The organism is Maridesulfovibrio salinus (assembly GCF_055394525.1).
The window spans coordinates 1,226,922-1,245,806 of sequence record NZ_AP042461.1 but is presented as its reverse complement, the minus strand read 5'-3'; the positions used below and the strand labels follow the sequence as shown (position 1 = coordinate 1,245,806).

The window sequence follows — 18,885 nt, the reverse complement described above, 5'->3', positions numbered from 1 at the left end:
GTCTAGGCAAGTATTTATTCAACATTCGGCAAGGATTCAGGATGTGCCAGTATTAGACAGAGAAGTTCTACAGACAGTCGAGTTTTTATCCCATGATTATCAAGGGGTAGTTCTGGTTATTAATGAAGAGCGGAGAATAGTATTTGTAGGCGGTAATGAAGTCCGGGCACTTTCCGGACTGGTCAACACGGGTGAATATATAAATTCCTCAGAACTGGGAAGCAGAACCAGACTTAACAGATTTGTGGAAGAGTTATCATGCTCAGAATTTTCCTCCAATGAGTATTATGAAACCAGAACCAGAGAAAATGGCGATATTCTCTGGCATGGGGACTGTCTGGAGTCAGGGATGGTCCTACTCAAAGGCAGAGTTGTGAACCAAAGCGGGGCCACCTTCTGTGAGCCGGATAACGAACTTGAGTCGTTGCGCGCAAAGGAAAGAATACTTTCCACACTGCTCGGGAATCTGCCCGGGATGGCATACCGGTGCAGAAATGATGTGGACTGGACAATGGAATTCGTGAGTGAAGGATGCTTCGAGCTTACCGGATACAAATCAGCTTCCCTGCTCGGCAATCGCGATATTTCATACGCCGACCTGATCCTGCCTGAATACAGAGCCCATGTATGGGAATGTGTTCAGGAGGCAATACAGGAGCATCAGCCTTTCGAGATAATTTATAAGATACGTACTGCCGATAATAAGACAAAATGGGTTTGGGAAAAAGGGACGGACGTGATTGAAGAAGGAGAACTGGTAGCTCTTGAAGGATTTATCAACGACGTCACCCCGCTGATGGAAGCAGAACAGGCACTGCAGAACAGCGAAGAACGATTCCGGCTCATGGCGGAAAAAACCGGCCAGATGGTTTACGACCTCAACCTCATCACCGGTGGAATAACGTGGTCCGGAGCAATACTTGAAATAACAGGGGCCTCAAGTGATTATTTTCATGAGATTGACCTGAAAGGCTGGGAATCCAGAATCCATCCTGAAGACCGCAGCAAGGTCATTACAGATTTCGAACAGTGTGTTAACAAAGTTCAGCCTTTTTTTTCAGTATATCGCTTCAGACAGCAGGACGGTAATTATCTCTATGTGGAGGACGAAGGAAACTTCATACTTGATGTGGAAGGGAATCCTGTCAGGATGGTCGGAACAATCAAAAATTACTCCGACAGAATGAAAATGCAGGAACTCATGATTCAATCTGAGAAGATGACTACCGTGGCAAGTCTGTCCGCCGGAATGGCCCATGAGATCAACAATCCCCTTGGAATCATCTCCCAGTCAGCACAGAACATTGAACGAAGGCTGTCTCCCGGTCTTGCAAAAAACAATGAAGTAGCTGAATCATTGGGTATTTCACTTGGCCTGATTAATAAATATCTTGAGGAACGAAAGATAACTTCGATGCTCTCAGCTATAAAAACCGCCAGTTCAAGAGCAGCCCGGATAATAATCAATATGCTTAACTTCAGCCGCAAGTCTGTGGAAAGCAAAGAGTTCTGTAATCTTTGCGAGATAGTTGACCAGGTTCTCGAAATGGCGGAAACAGAGTTCAATCCTGATTCAGAATACGATTTCAAAAAAATAAGGATCAATAAAATTATCGAAAAGGATCTTCCGGAAGTAACGTGCTACCCCGGCGAAATGGAGCAGGTGCTTTTTAACCTGCTGCGCAATGCAGCCCAGGCAATGTACCTTGCGGAAGAGACTCCGGTTCAACCTGAAATAACCATAAAATTAAGTTTTAACAGTGCTTATATATTTCTGGTTGTAGAAGACAATGGCCCGGGAATGGACGAGCACACCCGCAAAAAAATATTCGAGCCTTTTTTTACTACAAGGAACAAGAACGGGGGAAGCGGTCTGGGACTTTCAATTGTATATTTTATCGTTACCCGCAACCATGGGGGGACCATCAACGTTGAATCTGAAGATGGCAAAGGAGTAAGATTCACGGTCAGCCTGCCCAGAGGATCTGCAGCGGACATTTTTACCGGCAATTACAAAAATTCGATTTAACTGCTATTTCTGAAAAATCCTGAGCAACAGTTCATCGAGATCTTCACCGTTATCAATGGCACTTGAAATTTCATCCTCAAGTTCAGATGCTCCCTGACGGACTTCGGAAACTGTGCAATCCATGTTGAGAGCGACCTCTTCGGCGGGAATTCCATAGCGGAAACAGAGGTAATACAGCGCACGTCTCGCCAGAAGGGAATGTTCGTTAGGCAGAGTCATAAGCTCCCGGAAGGAGACGGCAAAAGCCTCTAAAACAGCATCAAGTATTGTATCGAAGCTCTGAGGCTCCAACTCGGGTTCCAAAGGACCATCCCCGCTGATACTCTTCTCATTCTCCTCGTAGAGATGAGCACTGGACTCTTTTACTATTTCGGTCAGATTATTGATACTTCTGAGAATATCCTCTGCGGCATAGTATGCATGAACATCGGTCATATACTCACGAAATCCGAGAGGAGAAGCACTTTCCCTGAGATCAATGGTCACTCCCACTTCTTTATCCAAAACTTCTCTTGCAGCGTCGCGGATACGGTCAAGCAGATGCTCACGCACCCAGTTCATGACAAATTCATTGGGAGCGGTAAGCTGCACAACTCCGTTTTCAAGCCTTGCGGAAAGAGGGTCAACCCAGACCTTGACCAGAACCGGATTAATGCTGATACGCAATTTCTTTTTAATCGAGTGCCATACAGTGGAATTCATCTTATACCCCTTAAGCGGTAATTCCTTTAAAACAAGGGGGTGATCTACGACATTTCCAAACAGGTTGCAACGGATTACTGTCAAGCACCGAAAAGGGCAGTCAAGGGCCCCGCTGTCAGACAGCGGAACCCAATGAAAACACTTTGAAGCCGGACGGAATCCAGCCAACAATCCTACCGGAATGGCACATGCCATCCGGTTAAAGCAAAATATCCAGCCGTATAAGCGGCTATGGAGTCAAACGCTCAATTGTATCCTGCAGCTGTCTTCCCAAAGGAGTCTGCAGAGAAATTTCACGTTCTATATTTGTAATGCCTTTAATTACTGTGGAGTGTCTGCGCCCCAGTCTGGAGCCTATATCTTTAAGGGAGAGGTCGGTATGTTTGCGGGCAAGAAAGAATGCGGTATTCCGGGCCAGAACGATCTGGCGTTTCCGGCTTTTGGAACGAAGCTGATCAGGGGTAAGTTCGTAGGAACGGCAGATATGTTCTACAATGGACTCATAGCTGGGGGCAACTTTGGCCATAGAGTAATTTTCCAGAACCTGCCATGCAAGTTCCTGCGAGACATCACGGTTAAGAAGCCTTGCCTTGAGAACGAGGTTCTGCAGACAACTTTCCAGCTGACGGACATCAGTAGTGATACGATCTGCCAGAAGCTCGGAAATAGTATCCGGGACCTGTGTTCCGAGACGGCAGGCCTTGCTTTGCACAATACGTTTTCTGGTCTCAAAATCGGGAGTGGAAATCACCGCCAGCAGTCCCGAACAGAAACGCGACACCAGCTGCTGATCAATCTTTTCAAGATCGCGCGGCAGAAAAGAGCTGGTCATCACCACTTTTGAACCGCGAAGCTGCAGGCTTTTCAGGGTTTCAAGAATTTCGTCCTGCATTTTCTGCTTGCCCTGAAAAAAGTGCACATCTTCCAGCAGCAGACAATCCACGTTGTCCCTGAACTCTGACTTGAAGCGTGAGACCTCGCCGGACTTAATCGACATGACAAGTCTGTTGGCAAACTCTTCAGCTGTCAGACAGGCAATTGAAATATGCTTCTTGTTGCTGGTTGCACAAAGGTTTTTGCCGATAGAATGAAGCAGATGCGTTTTACCCAGCCCCGGAGTTGAACTCAGAAAGAGCTGGTCGCCGGGGAGGCTGTTATCGCAGAGACTTCTGGAAGCGGCACAGGCAAGCTGATTGGATTCACCAACGACAAAATCATCGAAGGAGAACCGCCAGCGGGGTATACGTGTATTAACAACGGAAGGGGCCGATAACGGCAGGCTCATGGATGTGGGCTGCGGCCTTGCTACGGTCTTTTGTTTTACCGCGGGCTTTTCAGCAACTCTCTTAACCCCGATCTCAACCTTGGGGCTGACACCCAGCACCTGCTCTCCGGCTTCCTTGATGTTGTCCATGAGACGGTCTCTAACCCAAGCGGCAACAAAATCATTAGGCGCGTATAGCTTAATGGCATTGCTGCTCACGTCTGCTTTAAGGGGTTTGATCCAAACCTTAAATAGACCGGGGTTGAGTCCCTTCTCAAGAAAATTAGAAATTTTATTCCAGCTGTCTCTCATCATGTTGGGTTACCTAATCCAAATATGATGTGCCCATCAACTCGGGATAAGGGCATGACCGCCTAATGACCCCCGCAGCTTTTTCTACAGGTCAACCACCTGTTTTTAAACGATTTTTACGCAATGCCTTAAGTTAGGCTTTTCGGTTACGATCACAGTTTAAGGCCGTAGTTACGGGCCTCGGAGGTGTCTCTATTCTTTTTTTCAACACCTGTGGAAAACTTTATCAACAATCACAATTTCAATTTACTTCAAAATACATAAAAAAACTCATAATTTCTCATTGTCACCTTTTTATAAGCTAATTATTTTTATTATGTACATTTTCTATATTCAAGTTACATACACATATAACATACTGTAAAACATAGACAATTCAAAAATAACAACAAGCAATAACAATGTTTATAAAAATTTAAATATATCTAAGTCACCACTTAAGCCTGTAAAATAGAGGCCTGAACGCCTTCTCACTTTGGAACATTTTATAAAACTCTATTTTAACACACTTTTATTTAGCTTGACATAAATCATCCCACGTAAACAAAGGGAATGGCAAAAAATATGATAAGCAACATACAAGACTTCAGGCCGCAAAAAAAATATACTCATAAGCCTTGTGAACGCTGCGCACTGTTTTGTATCCTTTTGCTTAACACATAAAATATAAACGTATTTTTTACGAAATAAGCAAATCATGACAAATGATGTCTTCAACATTCATTTGAGCCTGTATGGATATTTACGTTATTAGACCAGAAATCTTTCTGTCTTTCTGAGAACAGTGAGATGGACGTTATATAAATCCTAATTTCGTGATTTCAGACAATAAGGGGCGGTTTTGGACAGCAGGACAAAAAAAAATGCCTGTCACAAATACTGGACAGGCATTCTGGGGATATAAAAATGTCACAGATCAGTCAGATCTGCAGCGCTCTATATTTAATGGTTGGAACTACTCTTCACCGGTCAGTTGCTTAAGAGTAGGGTAACGTCCGCAGGCGAAGCGGTCTGCCTCTGGACAGTATCCCAACTGCTCGCAGCGGGCTCCGCCATGCCGGAAGATCGCCGGGAATTTATCTTTGCAGATCTCAAGCATCAGGTCAGCCATGGCCCGCACTTCCCATTGAGCCCTCCGGCAACAGCGGAGATTGAAAAAATGCATCAGAGAACGGCAGTTCATAGTTATCATTATTTTGGTTTCAGCAGCCTGAGGAAGAACGAAGCGCGCATCCTCATTGGCTTTGCTTTCACGGCCGGCCTCCACCAGAATCTCGCGCAGATCCTTATAAGCACTGCCGACTTCATCCATAAACTTTTCAAAACGTTCACGGGCTTCGGGGATTTTCCTTATTGCCGGAGGAATAATGTAATCCATATCACTCTCGGTAACATACCGCTGGCTCTGCTGGGAGTAAGAGGCTATCCTGTGTCTTACTATCTGATGGGAACAGGCTCGGGATATCCCCTCCACAGCAAATGTGAAACTTACATGCTCAATAGGACTGTCATGGCCGGACTCTAGGACCTTGGAAACAAACTCTGCCTGTTTGTCCTTTTCTATGTCTCCATCAAGGAGCTTCGGCCACATGTCAGCCACGAACCCCGCATGATAACATTGCCTGAACGCCGCATAGGTCAGCTCCAGGGCGTCCGGGGTCATGGATAATAATTCTACTCTCATTTTTTTTACTGGCATAATCGCTCCTCCAAATATGGACTTTTCATAAAGCAAAGACCCTTACTGTGCAATGTACAAACCATCACTTTTTGCTAAAGAGACAATGTCCCCTTCACAGACAATTTTTCCCATTCGTAACCTTAAAGGTCATATTTTCCCTTGCCAGTTGTACCAATATACCCTAACCAATGTCTCCTTATCTCTAATTTAACCAACCGCTGAGATTCCGCCCCCACCTGCTTATACTGCATCGAGCATGCAGCGTATTTTTTATTGGCAAATCTCAGACACCGGAGGAATCCGTGACCAAACTCACAACCAATGACAAGATCAGAAATATAGCTATCATCGCACACGTTGACCACGGCAAAACAACCCTGGTTGACGGAATGTTCAAGCAAAGCGGTGTGTTCCGCGAAGGGCAGGAAGTAGACGACCGTCTCATGGACAGCATGGACCTTGAGCGGGAAAGAGGGATCACCATCGCGGCAAAAAACTGCGCTGTTGACTGGAAAGGCGTGAAAATCAACATCATCGACACCCCCGGTCACGCCGACTTCGGAGGAGAGGTCGAACGCTCCCTGAGTATGGCCGATGGTGCTATCCTTCTGGTTGACGCTTCCGAAGGCCCCCTCCCCCAGACACGTTTCGTTCTGAAAAAAGCCCTCGAAGCAGGTCTCAAGATCATTGTCGTAATCAACAAAATCGACCGCGGAGACGCCCGTCCCGATGAAGTTCTAGATGAAGTTTATGACCTTTTCATCGATCTTGACGCCAACGAAGAACAGCTTGAATTTCCCCTGCTCTATGCCATCGGTCGTGACGGCATCGCCCAGGAAACCCTTGAAGAAAAAGGAGAGAACCTGCATCCACTCATGGATCTGGTTCTGGAACATATCCCCGGACCTTCTTATAATGAAGAAGAACCTTTTCAGATGCTGGTATCCGACCTCGGCTACTCCGACTATCTCGGCCGGCTTGCTATCGGTAAAGTAATCCACGGTTCCGCCAAACAGAACGAACCTCTGGTCTGCATCAACGAAGCAGGAGAGAACGTCTCCCTGCGCCTGACCAAGGTCCAGACATACGCAGGTCTGAGCTTCGCTGAAACCCCGGTAGCCAACCCCGGTGATATTGTTGTTGTTTCCGGAATTGAAGACATCACCATCGGCGACACCATCTGCACCAAGGAAGCCCCCAAAGCCCTGCCCCGTATCACTGTTGATGAGCCCACGGTTTCAATGCGCTTCACCATCAACACCTCCCCCATGGCCGGCCTTGAAGGCAAACAGGTCCAGTCTTCCAAAATCAGGGAACGCCTGCAGAAAGAAACTCTGCTCAACGTTGCCGTGAAGGTCGAGGAAAGTGATGAAAAGGACAGTTTCATTGTTAAAGGCCGTGGAGAATTCCAGCTGGCCATTCTCATTGAAACAATGCGCCGTGAAGGGTTTGAACTTTCCGTTGGCCGCCCTGAAGTTATTTTCAAAGAAGAAAACGGGCGTACTCTTGAACCCATGGAACAGGTTTTCATCGACTGCGAAGAAGCTTTCCTTGGCGTGGTCACAGAAAAACTCTCCACCCGCAAAGGCAAGATGACCAACCTCGTCAACAACGGCAAAGGCCGGGTACGCATGGAATTTTCAGCACCCTCCCGCGCGCTCATCGGGTATCGCGATGAATTCCTGACCGACACCAAGGGAACAGGTATCATGAACTCCCTCTTCGCCGGTTATGATGAATACCGGGGAGACTTTCCCTCCCGCTACACAGGTTCTCTGGTTGCCGACCGCCCCGGAAAGGCTGTCGCCTACGCAATCTTCAACCTGGAACCGCGCGGCGAACTTTTCGTTGAACCCGGAGATCCCGTATACGAAGGTATGATCGTTGGTGAACACAACAGGGACAATGATATCAACATCAACCCCACCAAAGAGAAAAAACTCACCAACATGAGGGCATCCGGTAAGGACGAAGCGGTCATTCTAACTCCGATCAGACCCATGACCCTTGAGAGGGCGATGCACTTCATCCGTGATGACGAACTCATCGAGGTTACTCCCGAATCCATCAGGCTTCGCAAAATTGAGCTCTCTGCGACCAAGCGTCATATGGCGCGCGGCAAACAGCTCAAGGCCAAGGGAAGCAAATAATTTTTCTGGCTGCTGCCGGACGAATTACGGCATTAAATACAGCTTGAAAGATGGTCTCTGACAGCCAAAAGACCTCCAGATTGTAAAATATACAAAAGGCGTTTTACAGTGCTTGCAACATGCACCGTAAGACGCCTTTTCTTATTCATATCCCGGATGAAATCTATTTTTCCAGTTCATCCACCAGAAACGGAGCTGGATGCTTCCTGTTTCTAGCGAGGCGCAGGGCATCCTTGCGGCACTTGTTTGTACAGACCCCGCACCCCATGCACTTTTTGGGATCAATACGCATCCGCTTATCACGCACCTTCATTGCCCCGAACGGGCAATACTCCATGCACTGCCCACAGCCGATACATTTATGGAGATCAACAACTGCTATATACCCGGAAGGTATAAGCATGGGGATATCGTTGCGCATTGCCTCCATAGCTCCGCAGCAGCACGAACAGCAGTTGCATATCGCGTAAAATCTCCCCAGCATCACATCCTTGAAGAATGCGTGATGCACATGCCCCCGGGCATTTTCTGCCTCCAGAATACGCACCGCTTCATCCTGGGTTATCCGCCGGGCTTTATCCCCGTGATTCTTCTCGACAAATGAAGCAAAGGGGTCTCCCACAATCAGACATACATCCAAAGGTTTGCACGGATTCTCTCTGGAAGCCCTGCATGGACACTCTAGGGCAACAATATGATCAGGATGCTTCAACACTATATCCCTTGCTTTCGGGAAAGGGATTACAGCTTCCGGCAAAGTGGTGGAAATCTTTTTATTAAGCTTTACCAGTTTAATGGCTTCTTCAGTGGGGATTACCTTTCCATGATATGTTTCAGCAAAGTCTTCCTTTAATTTACGCCGCTTTTCCGGGTCGGAAGGAGAGCCCATGAGACTGGCAATGAACTCGGCAATGGGAGCAAGATTGTTCTCCCCGAGCGCTGCGCCTATATAGGCCTTGGGCCATCGGATATACATATACCCATGCAGGACATCCTTCATGGTCATGTTCCGGTCCTCAAGAGCCTGCTTGAGAAACTTTCCGGTGGCAGTGTCGGGTATGAACTTTTGCAAAACTTTCTTCATGGTAATTCCTCTTATTTACACAATTACCAGAGCCCTGAAAAATAGTACAGTTTTTCCCAAAGCAACTTCACAAGCGGAGCATATTATGCCTATGCTGCAACAGCATCCGGAAGTTCTTTTTTCGTGTAAGTAACAGGAGTTGGAGCATGGAGATAAAGGTTCGCAGACATGGCGACACAATAGTATTGGAGTTGGGTGAGAGAATAGACGCCTACGGTTCCGGAGAACTGGACAGCAGATTGGATGCCCTTTTTCTTGACGAAAATCTTGCCTGCATCGCTTTTGATATGAGCAACGTCCGCTATATTTCCAGTGCCGGGATAAGAACCATTGTCCGGACTCTGAAAAAACTCAGAAAACGCAATGGAGCACTAGCTCTTTGCGGGGTTCAGCCATATTGCCGTAATGTTCTTGAAACAGCCGGGATGCTGCGCTCTCTTGACATCTTCCCGACCAGAAGTGAAGCAATGGATTTTCTGCAGTCCGTCCATTGGGAACGTCAGGCCCTTGAAAACTGGGACAGAATGGAGCAGATGGAATCCCCCATCGGCCACTTTCGTTTTGTTCCGGGAGAAAACACCCCCACGGAAATCAAGGTAATCGGGTCCATTGCAGATATTTTTCATTCAAGAGTTGACCAACCCAGAATATTCTCTAGACGATTTTCCCAGACCGAATACTCCATAGGGGTAGGAGGACTGGGAGAGACTCCCGAGGATTACATGAAAGTAATGGGCTCCATGATCACCATTGGCGGAACCATGGCCTGGCTTCCGACAGACGGACATGATCTGGCCGACTTTCTTCTGCCCCGCAACGATACAGGGTCAGTGCTGATCCGCACTCCTTTCAACCTCACCCTATCCGGTGGATTTAATGAATATATCATGTTCGAATCCTCGGAAGAGGAAGGAACAACTATCGACAGACTATACAAAGGCCTGTTCCTGCTGGCACGCAGACGCAGGCGCGATTTTAAGGGAGTTCTGGGAATTGCCGCCTGGATGCAGGCCAGTGAGGTCTACGCCGCAACTCTCATGAAATCCCCGATCAGGGAAATGGCCCCGGAGAACAAAAGAGTGATAACCGACCCATCCAACAGTGATCTGTGGATGCGGAGGGACAACCTTCCACGCCACCGCAATGTGACATGCCTTACCTGCGGCGTGGGCGTTGATCTTTCCTGCGACCTCTCTGTATATGACCAGTCGGGACTTTATGCGGCCTTTTATATCGACCCTGAGACTGCCGGAGACAAGGGACAAATACTCAATAATCATGCTGCAATATTTGATCACACCCCTATGCCGGAAAAAATGGTATGTCTGGACAAGAAGGTCCGAGGCATAAGTGCGCGTAATGAATTTCTGGACATGAGGCGCCTGCGGGATAAGACCAGAATAACAAAAGCCTTCATAGGAATAAGCTATCCCGGAAAGCTGGTCCGTGACACCTCCGGATGGCAGGGTCCCGTTGCAGAAGGAGTAGTCAGCCGGAACATCGCTGACAGACGCTACCGCACCGAATCTGATTTCCCCAGAATCCCTGAAAAGAGAGAAGCTGAACTGAACAAATTTCAAAGATTTCTGGAAGCCCAGCAGGCCAAACTGTCCATGGCAGAGAAAAAGGACTCAACCGGAAATCTGTAGCCGCTACACTGTCCTAGTAAGAATAAATGTGCTAAACAGAAAACAGATTTCGTATTATCAACCAGACTGAAACCGATAATTATTCACGCTGCCATCCGAGGGAGGAACCATGCAGCTTCGTTTCCTAATATTCTCTATTTTGTTAATGACTTTTTCTTCTCCTGCTTTTGCAGACTCCAACACAATAAAAGTAGGGGTTCTTTACAATCTTACCGGCGATATGGCCGCTATCGACCAGCCCGGACTGCACGGCATGGAACTCGCCAAGGAAATCATCAATGAGCGTGGTGGAATTCTGGGCAAAAAACTGAGCCTTGTCGTTTCGGACTGCAGATCCAATATAGATTCAACCCTCATGGCTTCCCAGATTCTTGCCGGGCAAAAAGACATGACCGCTGTAGTAGGGTTGAATGACACGGACTATGTGATGACCGCTGCCCCGGCAGTTACCGCAAAGGATATTGTTTTCATCACTGCGGGCGCCACCATGCAGAACCTTCCGTACATGTACGGTAAATATTTTTTCATGGCTGCATTCGGTGATAACATGCAGGCCCGTGCAGTAGCCAAGTTTGCCAAACGCAGATTAAATAGCGAAAACTGTTTTGTCGCCACTGATATATCCACAGAATTCACCAAGACTCTTTCAAAATATTTCAAGCGCAGATACAGGAAATACGGTGGTAAGATAATTGATGAAGTTTGGTACAATACAGGGGCGGAGGAGTACCCGATGCCAGACTCCAATGAACCCAATCCTGATGTACTTTTCATTTCCTCGATTCCGCCGGATGTACCGGGTTATGTAACCCAGCTTCGCAAAGCCGGTAATAATCAGCCGATTGTTTCTGGAGACGGTTTTGATACTCCGGGTCTGAAAAAGGTTCCCGAAGAGTATGCCCATGACATTTACTTTGCCACTCATGTTGCTCTGGACAATCCCGACCCCATGGTTCAGGAATTCGTTGAAAATTTTGAACGCATGTTCGGAGAACAACCGGCATCAGGATTTGCCGCCCTTGGCTATGACACCATAATGCTGCTGGCTCAGGCCATAGAAAAAGCCGCCAGCGCGGACCCCGAGGCTGTCCGGAAAGCTTTGACATCGACATCGGATTTCAAAGGCATTACAGGAAAAATATCCTACCCGGAAGGAATCCGTGTCCCCATGAAAACTGTTGATATAGTCCGTTACTCAGATGGTAAATTATCTTTCGTGGAACAGATCTCCCCAAACTGATCTCAATTATGAATTGTTAACGACTTGAAATAATAACCCGCAATATAAAAACTCATACGGAGTCTCATATGGAAATCAATATAGTAGTTGAACCGGCATCAGCATGGTCTGCTGATGCGGTTATTTTCTTTGTTTTCAAAGACGCGGAAGACTATCTTCCAGGATTTTCAGCCTGGATGGCTTCGGATGCAGACTGGGTGGCAGGCTCTCCCGCACTGGCCGATTTCTCAGGAGAACTGGGAGGAACCGCCGTTGTCTACGGTTCCGGCTCCTCGGTACAGAGGGTTCTTCTTGTAGGACTCGGCCCCGAAAAAGAATTTGGCGTTGAACATTTCAGTCAGGCTGTAAAAGCGGCCTTTCAGAAATGCAGGGAACTCAAGTTCCGTACGGTCGGCGCTCCCCTGCCCGCTTTTGACGGAATTATACTTGAAGACAAGCACGAACATTTTGTTTCCGCCGCTATCAGTGGATTATACTCATTTGATCAGTTCAAAAGCAAAAAAGAAGACAAAAACAATCTTCCGGAAACACTGCGTTTCCTGACCGAATCGGAACCTGCCGGGCATTTCAATGAAGCTATTGCCAAAGGTGAAGCCATCGGTCACGGCACTTCATACGCTCAGGATCTGGTCAACCTGCCACCGAACATTGCCACCCCTATGTATCTCGCAGACGAAGCCCGCAAAATGGCCAAGAAATACGGTTTCAAATTCAAGCAGATGAAACGCAAGGAGATAATAGATAAAGGCATGGGGGCTTATGCTTCTGTGTTCCGTGGTTCTACTGACGAACCCAGAATGATTATCCTCGAATACTGCCCCAAGGACAGAGAAGGCCAAAAGCCCCTTGTTCTGGTAGGCAAAGGAGTAACTTTCGACACGGGCGGCATATCACTCAAACCGACCGGGTTTATTGAAGATATGAAATGCGACATGGCCGGGGCAGCGGCAATCCTTGGTTTTTTTCAGGCTGTAGGTGAAATTCAGCCGGATCTGCCCATAACCGCGATACTGCCCTGCGCCGATAATATGCCGGACTCAAACTCAACCCGCCCCGGTGAAGTTGTAACTTCTTTTTCAGGAAAGACTATTGAAATTCTTAACACCGATGCGGAAGGAAGGCTGCTGCTCTGCGACGCTCTGGCTTACTCAAAGCAGTATGAACCAGCCGCAATCATCGACCTTGCCACGCTTACCGGAGGCTGTATTGTTGCATTCGGATGGGATGTTGCTGCTGTAATGGATAACTCCGCTAGAATGCGTGATCTGGTGATTGAATCCGGTATGAGTGTTGGAGAACGCTTCTGGCCCATGCCTCTCTGGGACCTGTATAAGGAAGAGCTTAAGAGCGAAGTGGCCGACCTCAAAAATATAGGCTCCAGAGAAGGAATGACTATCCATGCGGGAATGTTCCTGAAAGAATTTGTTCCCGAGGATGTCCCCTGGGCCCACCTTGATATTGCCGGACCTGCCTGGAGAAAGAAGAAAAGCCCTGCCGGTCCTGCCGGAGGAACCGGATTCGGAGTTAGAACTCTGGTTGAAATAGCTACAACAATCGACCTTGAAGATATGTAAACTTTAATCGAATAGACAATAATAAAGCCCCGCAAGAGAAATCTCTTACGGGGCTCTTATATTACTGTAAGACTTTATTGTCAGGAACCGATCATTTTTTCAGGCAGATAAAAGACTATTTCAGGAAAGACAGTCACCAGTACAACCATCAGGACCATGATCAGAAAGAACGGGAAGGTTGCTTTCAGTATGTCCTTAACATCATCATTAGTAATATACTGAATGACAAAAATAGAGAATCCCACTGGCGGGGTAACCTGAGACAGTTCAACCATAAAAACCACAAAGATACCGAACCACAACGGATCAAATCCTGCAGCGATTATTATGGGCAACACGATCGGCAATGTCATGACGACAATTGAAATACCGTCCAGAATCATACCGAGCATTACATACATAATACCAAGCACGAATATAAGCATGTATGGCGATAGATTCAAAGTGCCGATAAACTTGCTGAGTGCGGTGGCGATTCCAAGAAAGCCGACAACCTGCGCAAGAAAGGCTGCTCCACAGATAATGAAACAGATCATTCCGCTGGTTTTAACCGCCGAAAGCAATGCTTCCTTGAAATTGGACAAAGTCAGGTTCTTGAAAAAATGAGCAATGCCCAGAGCACCGAGCACGCCGATAACAGCCGCCTCGGTAGGAGTGGTCAGTCCTGCATATATGCCGCCCAGCACAATGGTAATCAGCAGCAGGACCGGAAAAAGATCCTTTAGAGACTCCATACGCTGGGCCATGGTGAATTCTTCCTTCTCCTGCGGAACAAGTGAAGGGTCCATCAGACAGCGTACAATTATATATAATGAATAGACTGCCGCAAGGGTCAATCCCGGGATCACTCCGGCAATAAAAAGCTGACCGATGGAAGTATCGGACAAAATGCCGTAGATAATCATGATAAGACTTGGCGGTATCAGGAATCCGAGAGTTCCGGAACCAGCCAAAGAACCGATTGAAAGGCTCTTGTGGTATCCACGGTTGGAGAGCTCATTGTAAGTTATCTTTCCCACGGTTGCAGTGGTAGCGGCACTCGATCCGGAGACAGCGGCGAAGAGGGAGCAAGCAACCACGTTAATGTGATAAAGCCTTCCCGGAATATTTGAAAGCCATGGAACAAGTCCATTTAAAAGTCTGGTGGAAATTGAAGTCCGGTAGAGAATCTCTCCCATCAGAATAAAGAGAGGCAGAGCCGAAAGCGGCCATGAATTCAGCGTATTCCAGATAGAGTTGGCCATCAGATCGCCGATCTTGTCCCAGATCGAAATGGTCGGCGGCAGATTCATCTTGCAAAACAGCATTCCGCATATGGCTGCAGCATAAAGAGAAAAACCGATCCACAGACCGGACAGAAGAAAAAGAACCATTGCCCCTACAAGGAAAACGGCGAGAATCAAAGGATCACTGATCATCAGTAACCTCCTCAGTCATTTTACCCGCAATAAAGGCAATGAGCTGGATCAGCAGAAGTGCGAGACCAACAGGGATGGCAAGCTGCGGAATCCACAAGGGAGTCTCCGCAATTGTATCAGCGGTCATTTCAAGTTCCCAGGTCTCAAAAACCATGGATACACTGTACTTAAGAGCAAAACCGGTAATCGCCACCCCGATTACACCGGAAATGATATCCGCAATCCGTTTACCATTGGCAGAAAAATGAGTTGTGAGCAGACTGATTCTGATCAGCCCCTCTTCTTTCATGGTATAAGCCAATCCGGTGAGGATCAGAAACACAAGGGCATACCCGCCATACTCGCTTGAAACGAGCGTGGAAGTATTCAATACGGCCCGTAGAAATATTTCAATCACCACCAGAATGACAATAAACATCATCCCGGCAGCTGAAAGAAAGGCCCCTCCAGTGGAGAGGCCTTCGATTAACCTTATAAATGCACGCATTTCATTCTACTTTTCGTAAGCGTTAATGGCAGCTTTAAAGCCTTTCTTAGCACCTCTCATGGTACCCTTGAGCATCAGCTTGGCATCTCTGGCGAGCATATCTGCAACTTCCTTGGTGGGTTCGGAAATCACTATGCCATTTTCTGCAAGGATCTTGAGGGATTCGTCGTTGCTTTTTGCGGACTGCTCCCACTGGTAAGCTTCAATCTCAGCAGCGGCCTTGAGGACTGCTTCCTGCTGTTTTGCATCCATGGCATCCCAGTAATCCTTATTGATCACCATCATGTTAAGGGGGAAAGCGTAGTTGATCTTGGTGAAATGCTTAAGGGTTTCCCAGAACTTACCGTCTTTGCCAGAAACTGCGGAAGTAAGAACGGAATCAGCAAGGCCTGTCTGCAGGGCGGAGTAAAGTTCTCCCCAAGGAAGAGACATGGGGCTTGCGCCAGCCGCACGAAGAAGCTCAGCACCGTTTTTGTCATAAGTTCTGGTCTTCAGACCTTCAAAATCGGCAACGGTCTTAAGAGGCTTCTGGGTGAAAAGTCCGCTGGGAGGCCAGGGGGCAGCATAAAGCATTTTCTGGTTCCAACGGCGGCAGGCTTTTTCATAATAAGGTCTGGCAGCATCATACAGTTTCTTGGCTTCTGCATAATCCTTGGCAAGGAGGGGCATGGAGCTCAAACCAAAGACCTGGTCTGATCCAGAGACAACTCCCATAAGGATATCGGACATGGGGAGGGTTCCGTCTTTAACGGTCTTGAGCAGCTCAGGTCCTTTAAACCCGAGGCTTCCACCGGGATGTACGGTGATCTGCACTGAACCGGAGGTGTATTCAGCGACTTTGTCCGCAAAGAGCTGGGCTCCCTGTGAGTGAAAATTGTTAGATCCGTAGATTGCATTACAGTCCATTTTCAGATCCGCGGCCTGGGCTGAGAAGCCTAAAGCCAGAACCATGAGAAGAGCAGCGACGATCCTTTTTAACATGAGGAGCCTCCGTTTTAGCTTGTTACTGTTGATTTTAAAAATATTTCTATTTTTTGTGCCTGTTATTTGTTTTTTAATTTTGAAAAACCATTTCCTAAAAACGAAATAACTAATCATTTCTCAACTGATTATTTACAAAAACATTATTCGTTTTTGGACAACTAACCACCGAATTAACGGCACTTATACACATAATTTAACAAAAATAAAATCTTTTAATTGTAGACAAATTTGATTAATGTCTGCGCGAATGGATAATTATAATCTGGACAAAACTGTTTTTATTTTAAATATAGCAGTCTTTTAAATACCTTGATGCGGAGGACGTACAGTGCTGATTATTGGAGTAGATACAGGCGGAACATTTACAGATTTTATTTATAAGGATGGAGATGAATGGGGTGTACACAAGCGTCTTTCAACTCCTCACGATCCGTCAGAGGCCGTAATAGAAGGGATAAAGCACATTGCAGGAGACAGGGATGTCCAGGTTGTTCATGGATCAACCGTTGCGACAAACGCCATCCTTGAGCGCAAGGGAGTCAAGACAGCTCTCATAACAAATGACGGTTTTGAAGATATTATCCAGATAGGACGACAGAACCGCTCAGAACTTTACAATCTGTCTTTTTGTAAAAAACCGCACATCGTTCCACCGGAATTACGATTCGGAATAACCGGAAGAATTGATCATAATGGAGATGAAATTGAGCCTTTTTCTGAGGAAAAAGTTAAAAATATTCTCCATAAAATCAAAGAATCCGGAGTAGAATCTGTCGCTCTTTGCCTCCTTTTTTCATATTTAAACCCCGAGCATGAAAACAGAATGCGCAATCTTTTGTCTGAAAGCGGCATTCCTGTTTCTGTTTCGCATGAGATTCTGGCTGAATTTCGCGAGTTCGAAAGGACATCCACTACAGTCATCAATGCTTATGTCTCCCCGAAAATGACCAGATACCTGACTAAACTGCAGGACACTCTGGGACATAATCCGCTACGCATAATGCAGAGTAACGGAGGGTCCATATCAGCTGAAACCGCCATGAATGAATCCGTACGCACCATCCTTTCCGGTCCTGCTGGCGGGGCGGTGGGTGCACATACCATCGGTAAAATGGCTGGATTTGAACGCCTTATCACTTTTGATATGGGCGGAACTTCTTCCGATGTTGCATTAATTAATGAAGAGCTCCCCCTGACTCTTGAATCCGCGATTGAAGATTATCCGGTCAAAGTTCCCATGATCGACATCCACACCGTGGGAGCAGGCGGTGGCTCCATTGCCCGTCTGGATGCCGGAGGATCTCTTACCGTAGGACCGGAAAGTGCCGGAGCCGACCCCGGACCGATCTGCTACGGCATAGGTTCGGAAATAACAGTTACCGATGCCAACCTTTACCTCGGTCGCCTCATACCGGAACATTTCCTTGGTGGAGAAATGTCCCTTGAGACCGATAAATTAAACAAAACCATGGAAGAAATGGCTGCAAAAGCGGGACTTTCTCCGGTTGAACTGGCTGAAGGGATTCTCGACATTGCCAATACAAACATGGAACGGGCTATCCGGGTAATCTCCGTTGAACGGGGATTCGATCCCCGCGAATTCAGCATGTTCTCTTTTGGCGGAGCAGGTGGAATGCACTGCGCTTTCCTTGCAAAACTACTCTCCATTCCCAAGCTTTTTATCCCCAGCAATCCGGGTATTCTCTCCGCGGTGGGCATGGTCATGGCTGATGTCATCAAAGACTATTCCCTCACTGTCATGCGCAATCAGCATAACACTACCGGAGATGATCTTGAAGAACTGTTCGCCCCGCTTGAAGCGCAGGGCCGCGCAGATCTGAAGGAAGAGGGTTTTGCAGATGAAGACATTCAGGTCGAACGCTTTCTGGATATGCGCTATCAGGGACAGTCTTTTGAAATAATTGTTCCTTTCGGCGGGGACTGGATTGAAGAATTTTCACGTTTGCACAAGCAGAATTACGGCTACCGCAATGATGATAAAACAGTGGAAATCGTCAACATCCGCCTGCGCACCAAGGGTATGCCCGTAAAACCGGAAGTGCCTGAAGCCGGAGATCTCATTGCTGAAATGGACCCCGCAGCAATAATAGGAACCACCGAAACCGTTTTTGATTCCAGAAAGATGGAAACCAGCATAATAAGCCGCGACAAACTCAAACCCGGCAACAAGGTGAATGGTCCGGCTATCATCATTGAGTACAGCTCAACTCTGGTAATTCCGCCCTTTGCAAAGGGTGAAGTTGACGCTTACGGCAACCTTATTTTCGACATCGAGTAGTCAGGAGGTATA

Annotated in this window: 13 protein-coding genes; 6 read left to right on the top strand and 7 right to left on the bottom strand. The window is 47.2% G+C overall.

Features of this window, described 5'->3' with window-relative positions; translation table 11 throughout:
* Positions 1–43: 43 nt before the first annotated feature.
* A complete protein-coding gene (locus tag ACZ5PW_RS05500) occupies positions 44–2,029 on the top strand; it encodes a PAS domain-containing sensor histidine kinase (RefSeq protein ID WP_464558729.1) in 1,986 nt (661 codons plus the stop codon).
* A gap of 3 nt (positions 2,030–2,032) precedes the next feature.
* On the opposite strand, the gene ACZ5PW_RS05495 is transcribed toward ACZ5PW_RS05500, so the two are convergent.
* From ACZ5PW_RS05495 to thyX, 3 genes are all read right to left on the bottom strand, one after another.
* On the bottom strand, positions 2,033–2,731 hold the full coding sequence (locus ACZ5PW_RS05495; protein ID WP_464558727.1) for a DnaA N-terminal domain-containing protein: 699 nt from the start codon (positions 2,729–2,731) through the stop codon (positions 2,033–2,035).
* Between the two features lie 229 nt (positions 2,732–2,960).
* The gene (locus ACZ5PW_RS05490; protein WP_464558725.1) at positions 2,961–4,310 is read right to left on the bottom strand and encodes a chromosomal replication initiator protein DnaA; all 1,350 of its coding nucleotides are present in this window, start codon (positions 4,308–4,310) and stop codon (positions 2,961–2,963) included.
* Between the two features lie 952 nt (positions 4,311–5,262).
* Positions 5,263–6,006, bottom strand: a complete 744-nt coding sequence (gene thyX, locus ACZ5PW_RS05485) for an FAD-dependent thymidylate synthase (RefSeq protein WP_464558723.1) — start codon at positions 6,004–6,006, stop codon at positions 5,263–5,265.
* 284 nt (positions 6,007–6,290) lie between these two features.
* Here thyX and typA point away from each other — a divergent pair, with 284 nt between their 5' ends.
* On the top strand, positions 6,291–8,138 hold the full coding sequence (gene typA, locus ACZ5PW_RS05480) for a translational GTPase TypA (protein ID WP_464558721.1): 1,848 nt from the start codon (positions 6,291–6,293) through the stop codon (positions 8,136–8,138).
* A 163-nt stretch (positions 8,139–8,301) separates the two neighbouring features.
* On the opposite strand, the gene ACZ5PW_RS05475 is transcribed toward typA, so the two are convergent.
* Positions 8,302–9,222 carry a 4Fe-4S binding protein gene (locus ACZ5PW_RS05475; protein WP_464558719.1) on the bottom strand — a complete coding sequence of 307 codons (921 nt, stop codon included), beginning with the start codon at positions 9,220–9,222 and terminating at the stop codon, positions 8,302–8,304.
* A gap of 146 nt (positions 9,223–9,368) precedes the next feature.
* Here ACZ5PW_RS05475 and ACZ5PW_RS05470 point away from each other — a divergent pair, with 146 nt between their 5' ends.
* From ACZ5PW_RS05470 to ACZ5PW_RS05460, 3 genes are all read left to right on the top strand, one after another.
* On the top strand, positions 9,369–10,871 hold the full coding sequence (locus tag ACZ5PW_RS05470; RefSeq protein ID WP_464558717.1) for an STAS domain-containing protein: 1,503 nt from the start codon (positions 9,369–9,371) through the stop codon (positions 10,869–10,871).
* Between the two features lie 109 nt (positions 10,872–10,980).
* Positions 10,981–12,111, top strand: a complete 1,131-nt coding sequence (locus ACZ5PW_RS05465; RefSeq protein ID WP_464558715.1) for an ABC transporter substrate-binding protein — start codon at positions 10,981–10,983, stop codon at positions 12,109–12,111.
* A gap of 68 nt (positions 12,112–12,179) precedes the next feature.
* The gene (locus tag ACZ5PW_RS05460) at positions 12,180–13,685 is read left to right on the top strand and encodes a leucyl aminopeptidase (RefSeq protein ID WP_464558713.1); all 1,506 of its coding nucleotides are present in this window, start codon (positions 12,180–12,182) and stop codon (positions 13,683–13,685) included.
* Positions 13,686–13,765: 80 nt separating this feature from the next.
* On the opposite strand, the gene ACZ5PW_RS05455 is transcribed toward ACZ5PW_RS05460, so the two are convergent.
* Genes ACZ5PW_RS05455 through ACZ5PW_RS05445 form a run of 3 tightly spaced genes read right to left on the bottom strand, consistent with a single transcriptional unit; the run spans position 13,766 to position 16,571 of the window.
* Positions 13,766–15,103 (bottom strand): TRAP transporter large permease, encoded by a 1,338-nt coding sequence (locus ACZ5PW_RS05455; RefSeq protein ID WP_464558711.1) that lies wholly within the window; start codon positions 15,101–15,103, stop codon positions 13,766–13,768.
* The gene (locus ACZ5PW_RS05450; protein ID WP_464558709.1) at positions 15,093–15,590 is read right to left on the bottom strand and encodes a TRAP transporter small permease subunit; all 498 of its coding nucleotides are present in this window, start codon (positions 15,588–15,590) and stop codon (positions 15,093–15,095) included. Before ACZ5PW_RS05450 ends, ACZ5PW_RS05455 begins: the two co-directional genes overlap by 11 nt.
* Before the next feature lie 6 nt (positions 15,591–15,596).
* Positions 15,597–16,571 carry a TRAP transporter substrate-binding protein gene (locus ACZ5PW_RS05445; RefSeq protein ID WP_464558707.1) on the bottom strand — a complete coding sequence of 325 codons (975 nt, stop codon included), beginning with the start codon at positions 16,569–16,571 and terminating at the stop codon, positions 15,597–15,599.
* 331 nt (positions 16,572–16,902) lie between these two features.
* On the opposite strand from ACZ5PW_RS05445, the gene ACZ5PW_RS05440 reads away from it, so the two are divergent.
* Positions 16,903–18,873, top strand: coding sequence for a hydantoinase/oxoprolinase family protein (locus ACZ5PW_RS05440; protein ID WP_464558705.1), 1,971 nt, complete (start codon positions 16,903–16,905; stop codon positions 18,871–18,873).
* The last annotated feature ends 12 nt before the right edge of the window (positions 18,874–18,885 follow it).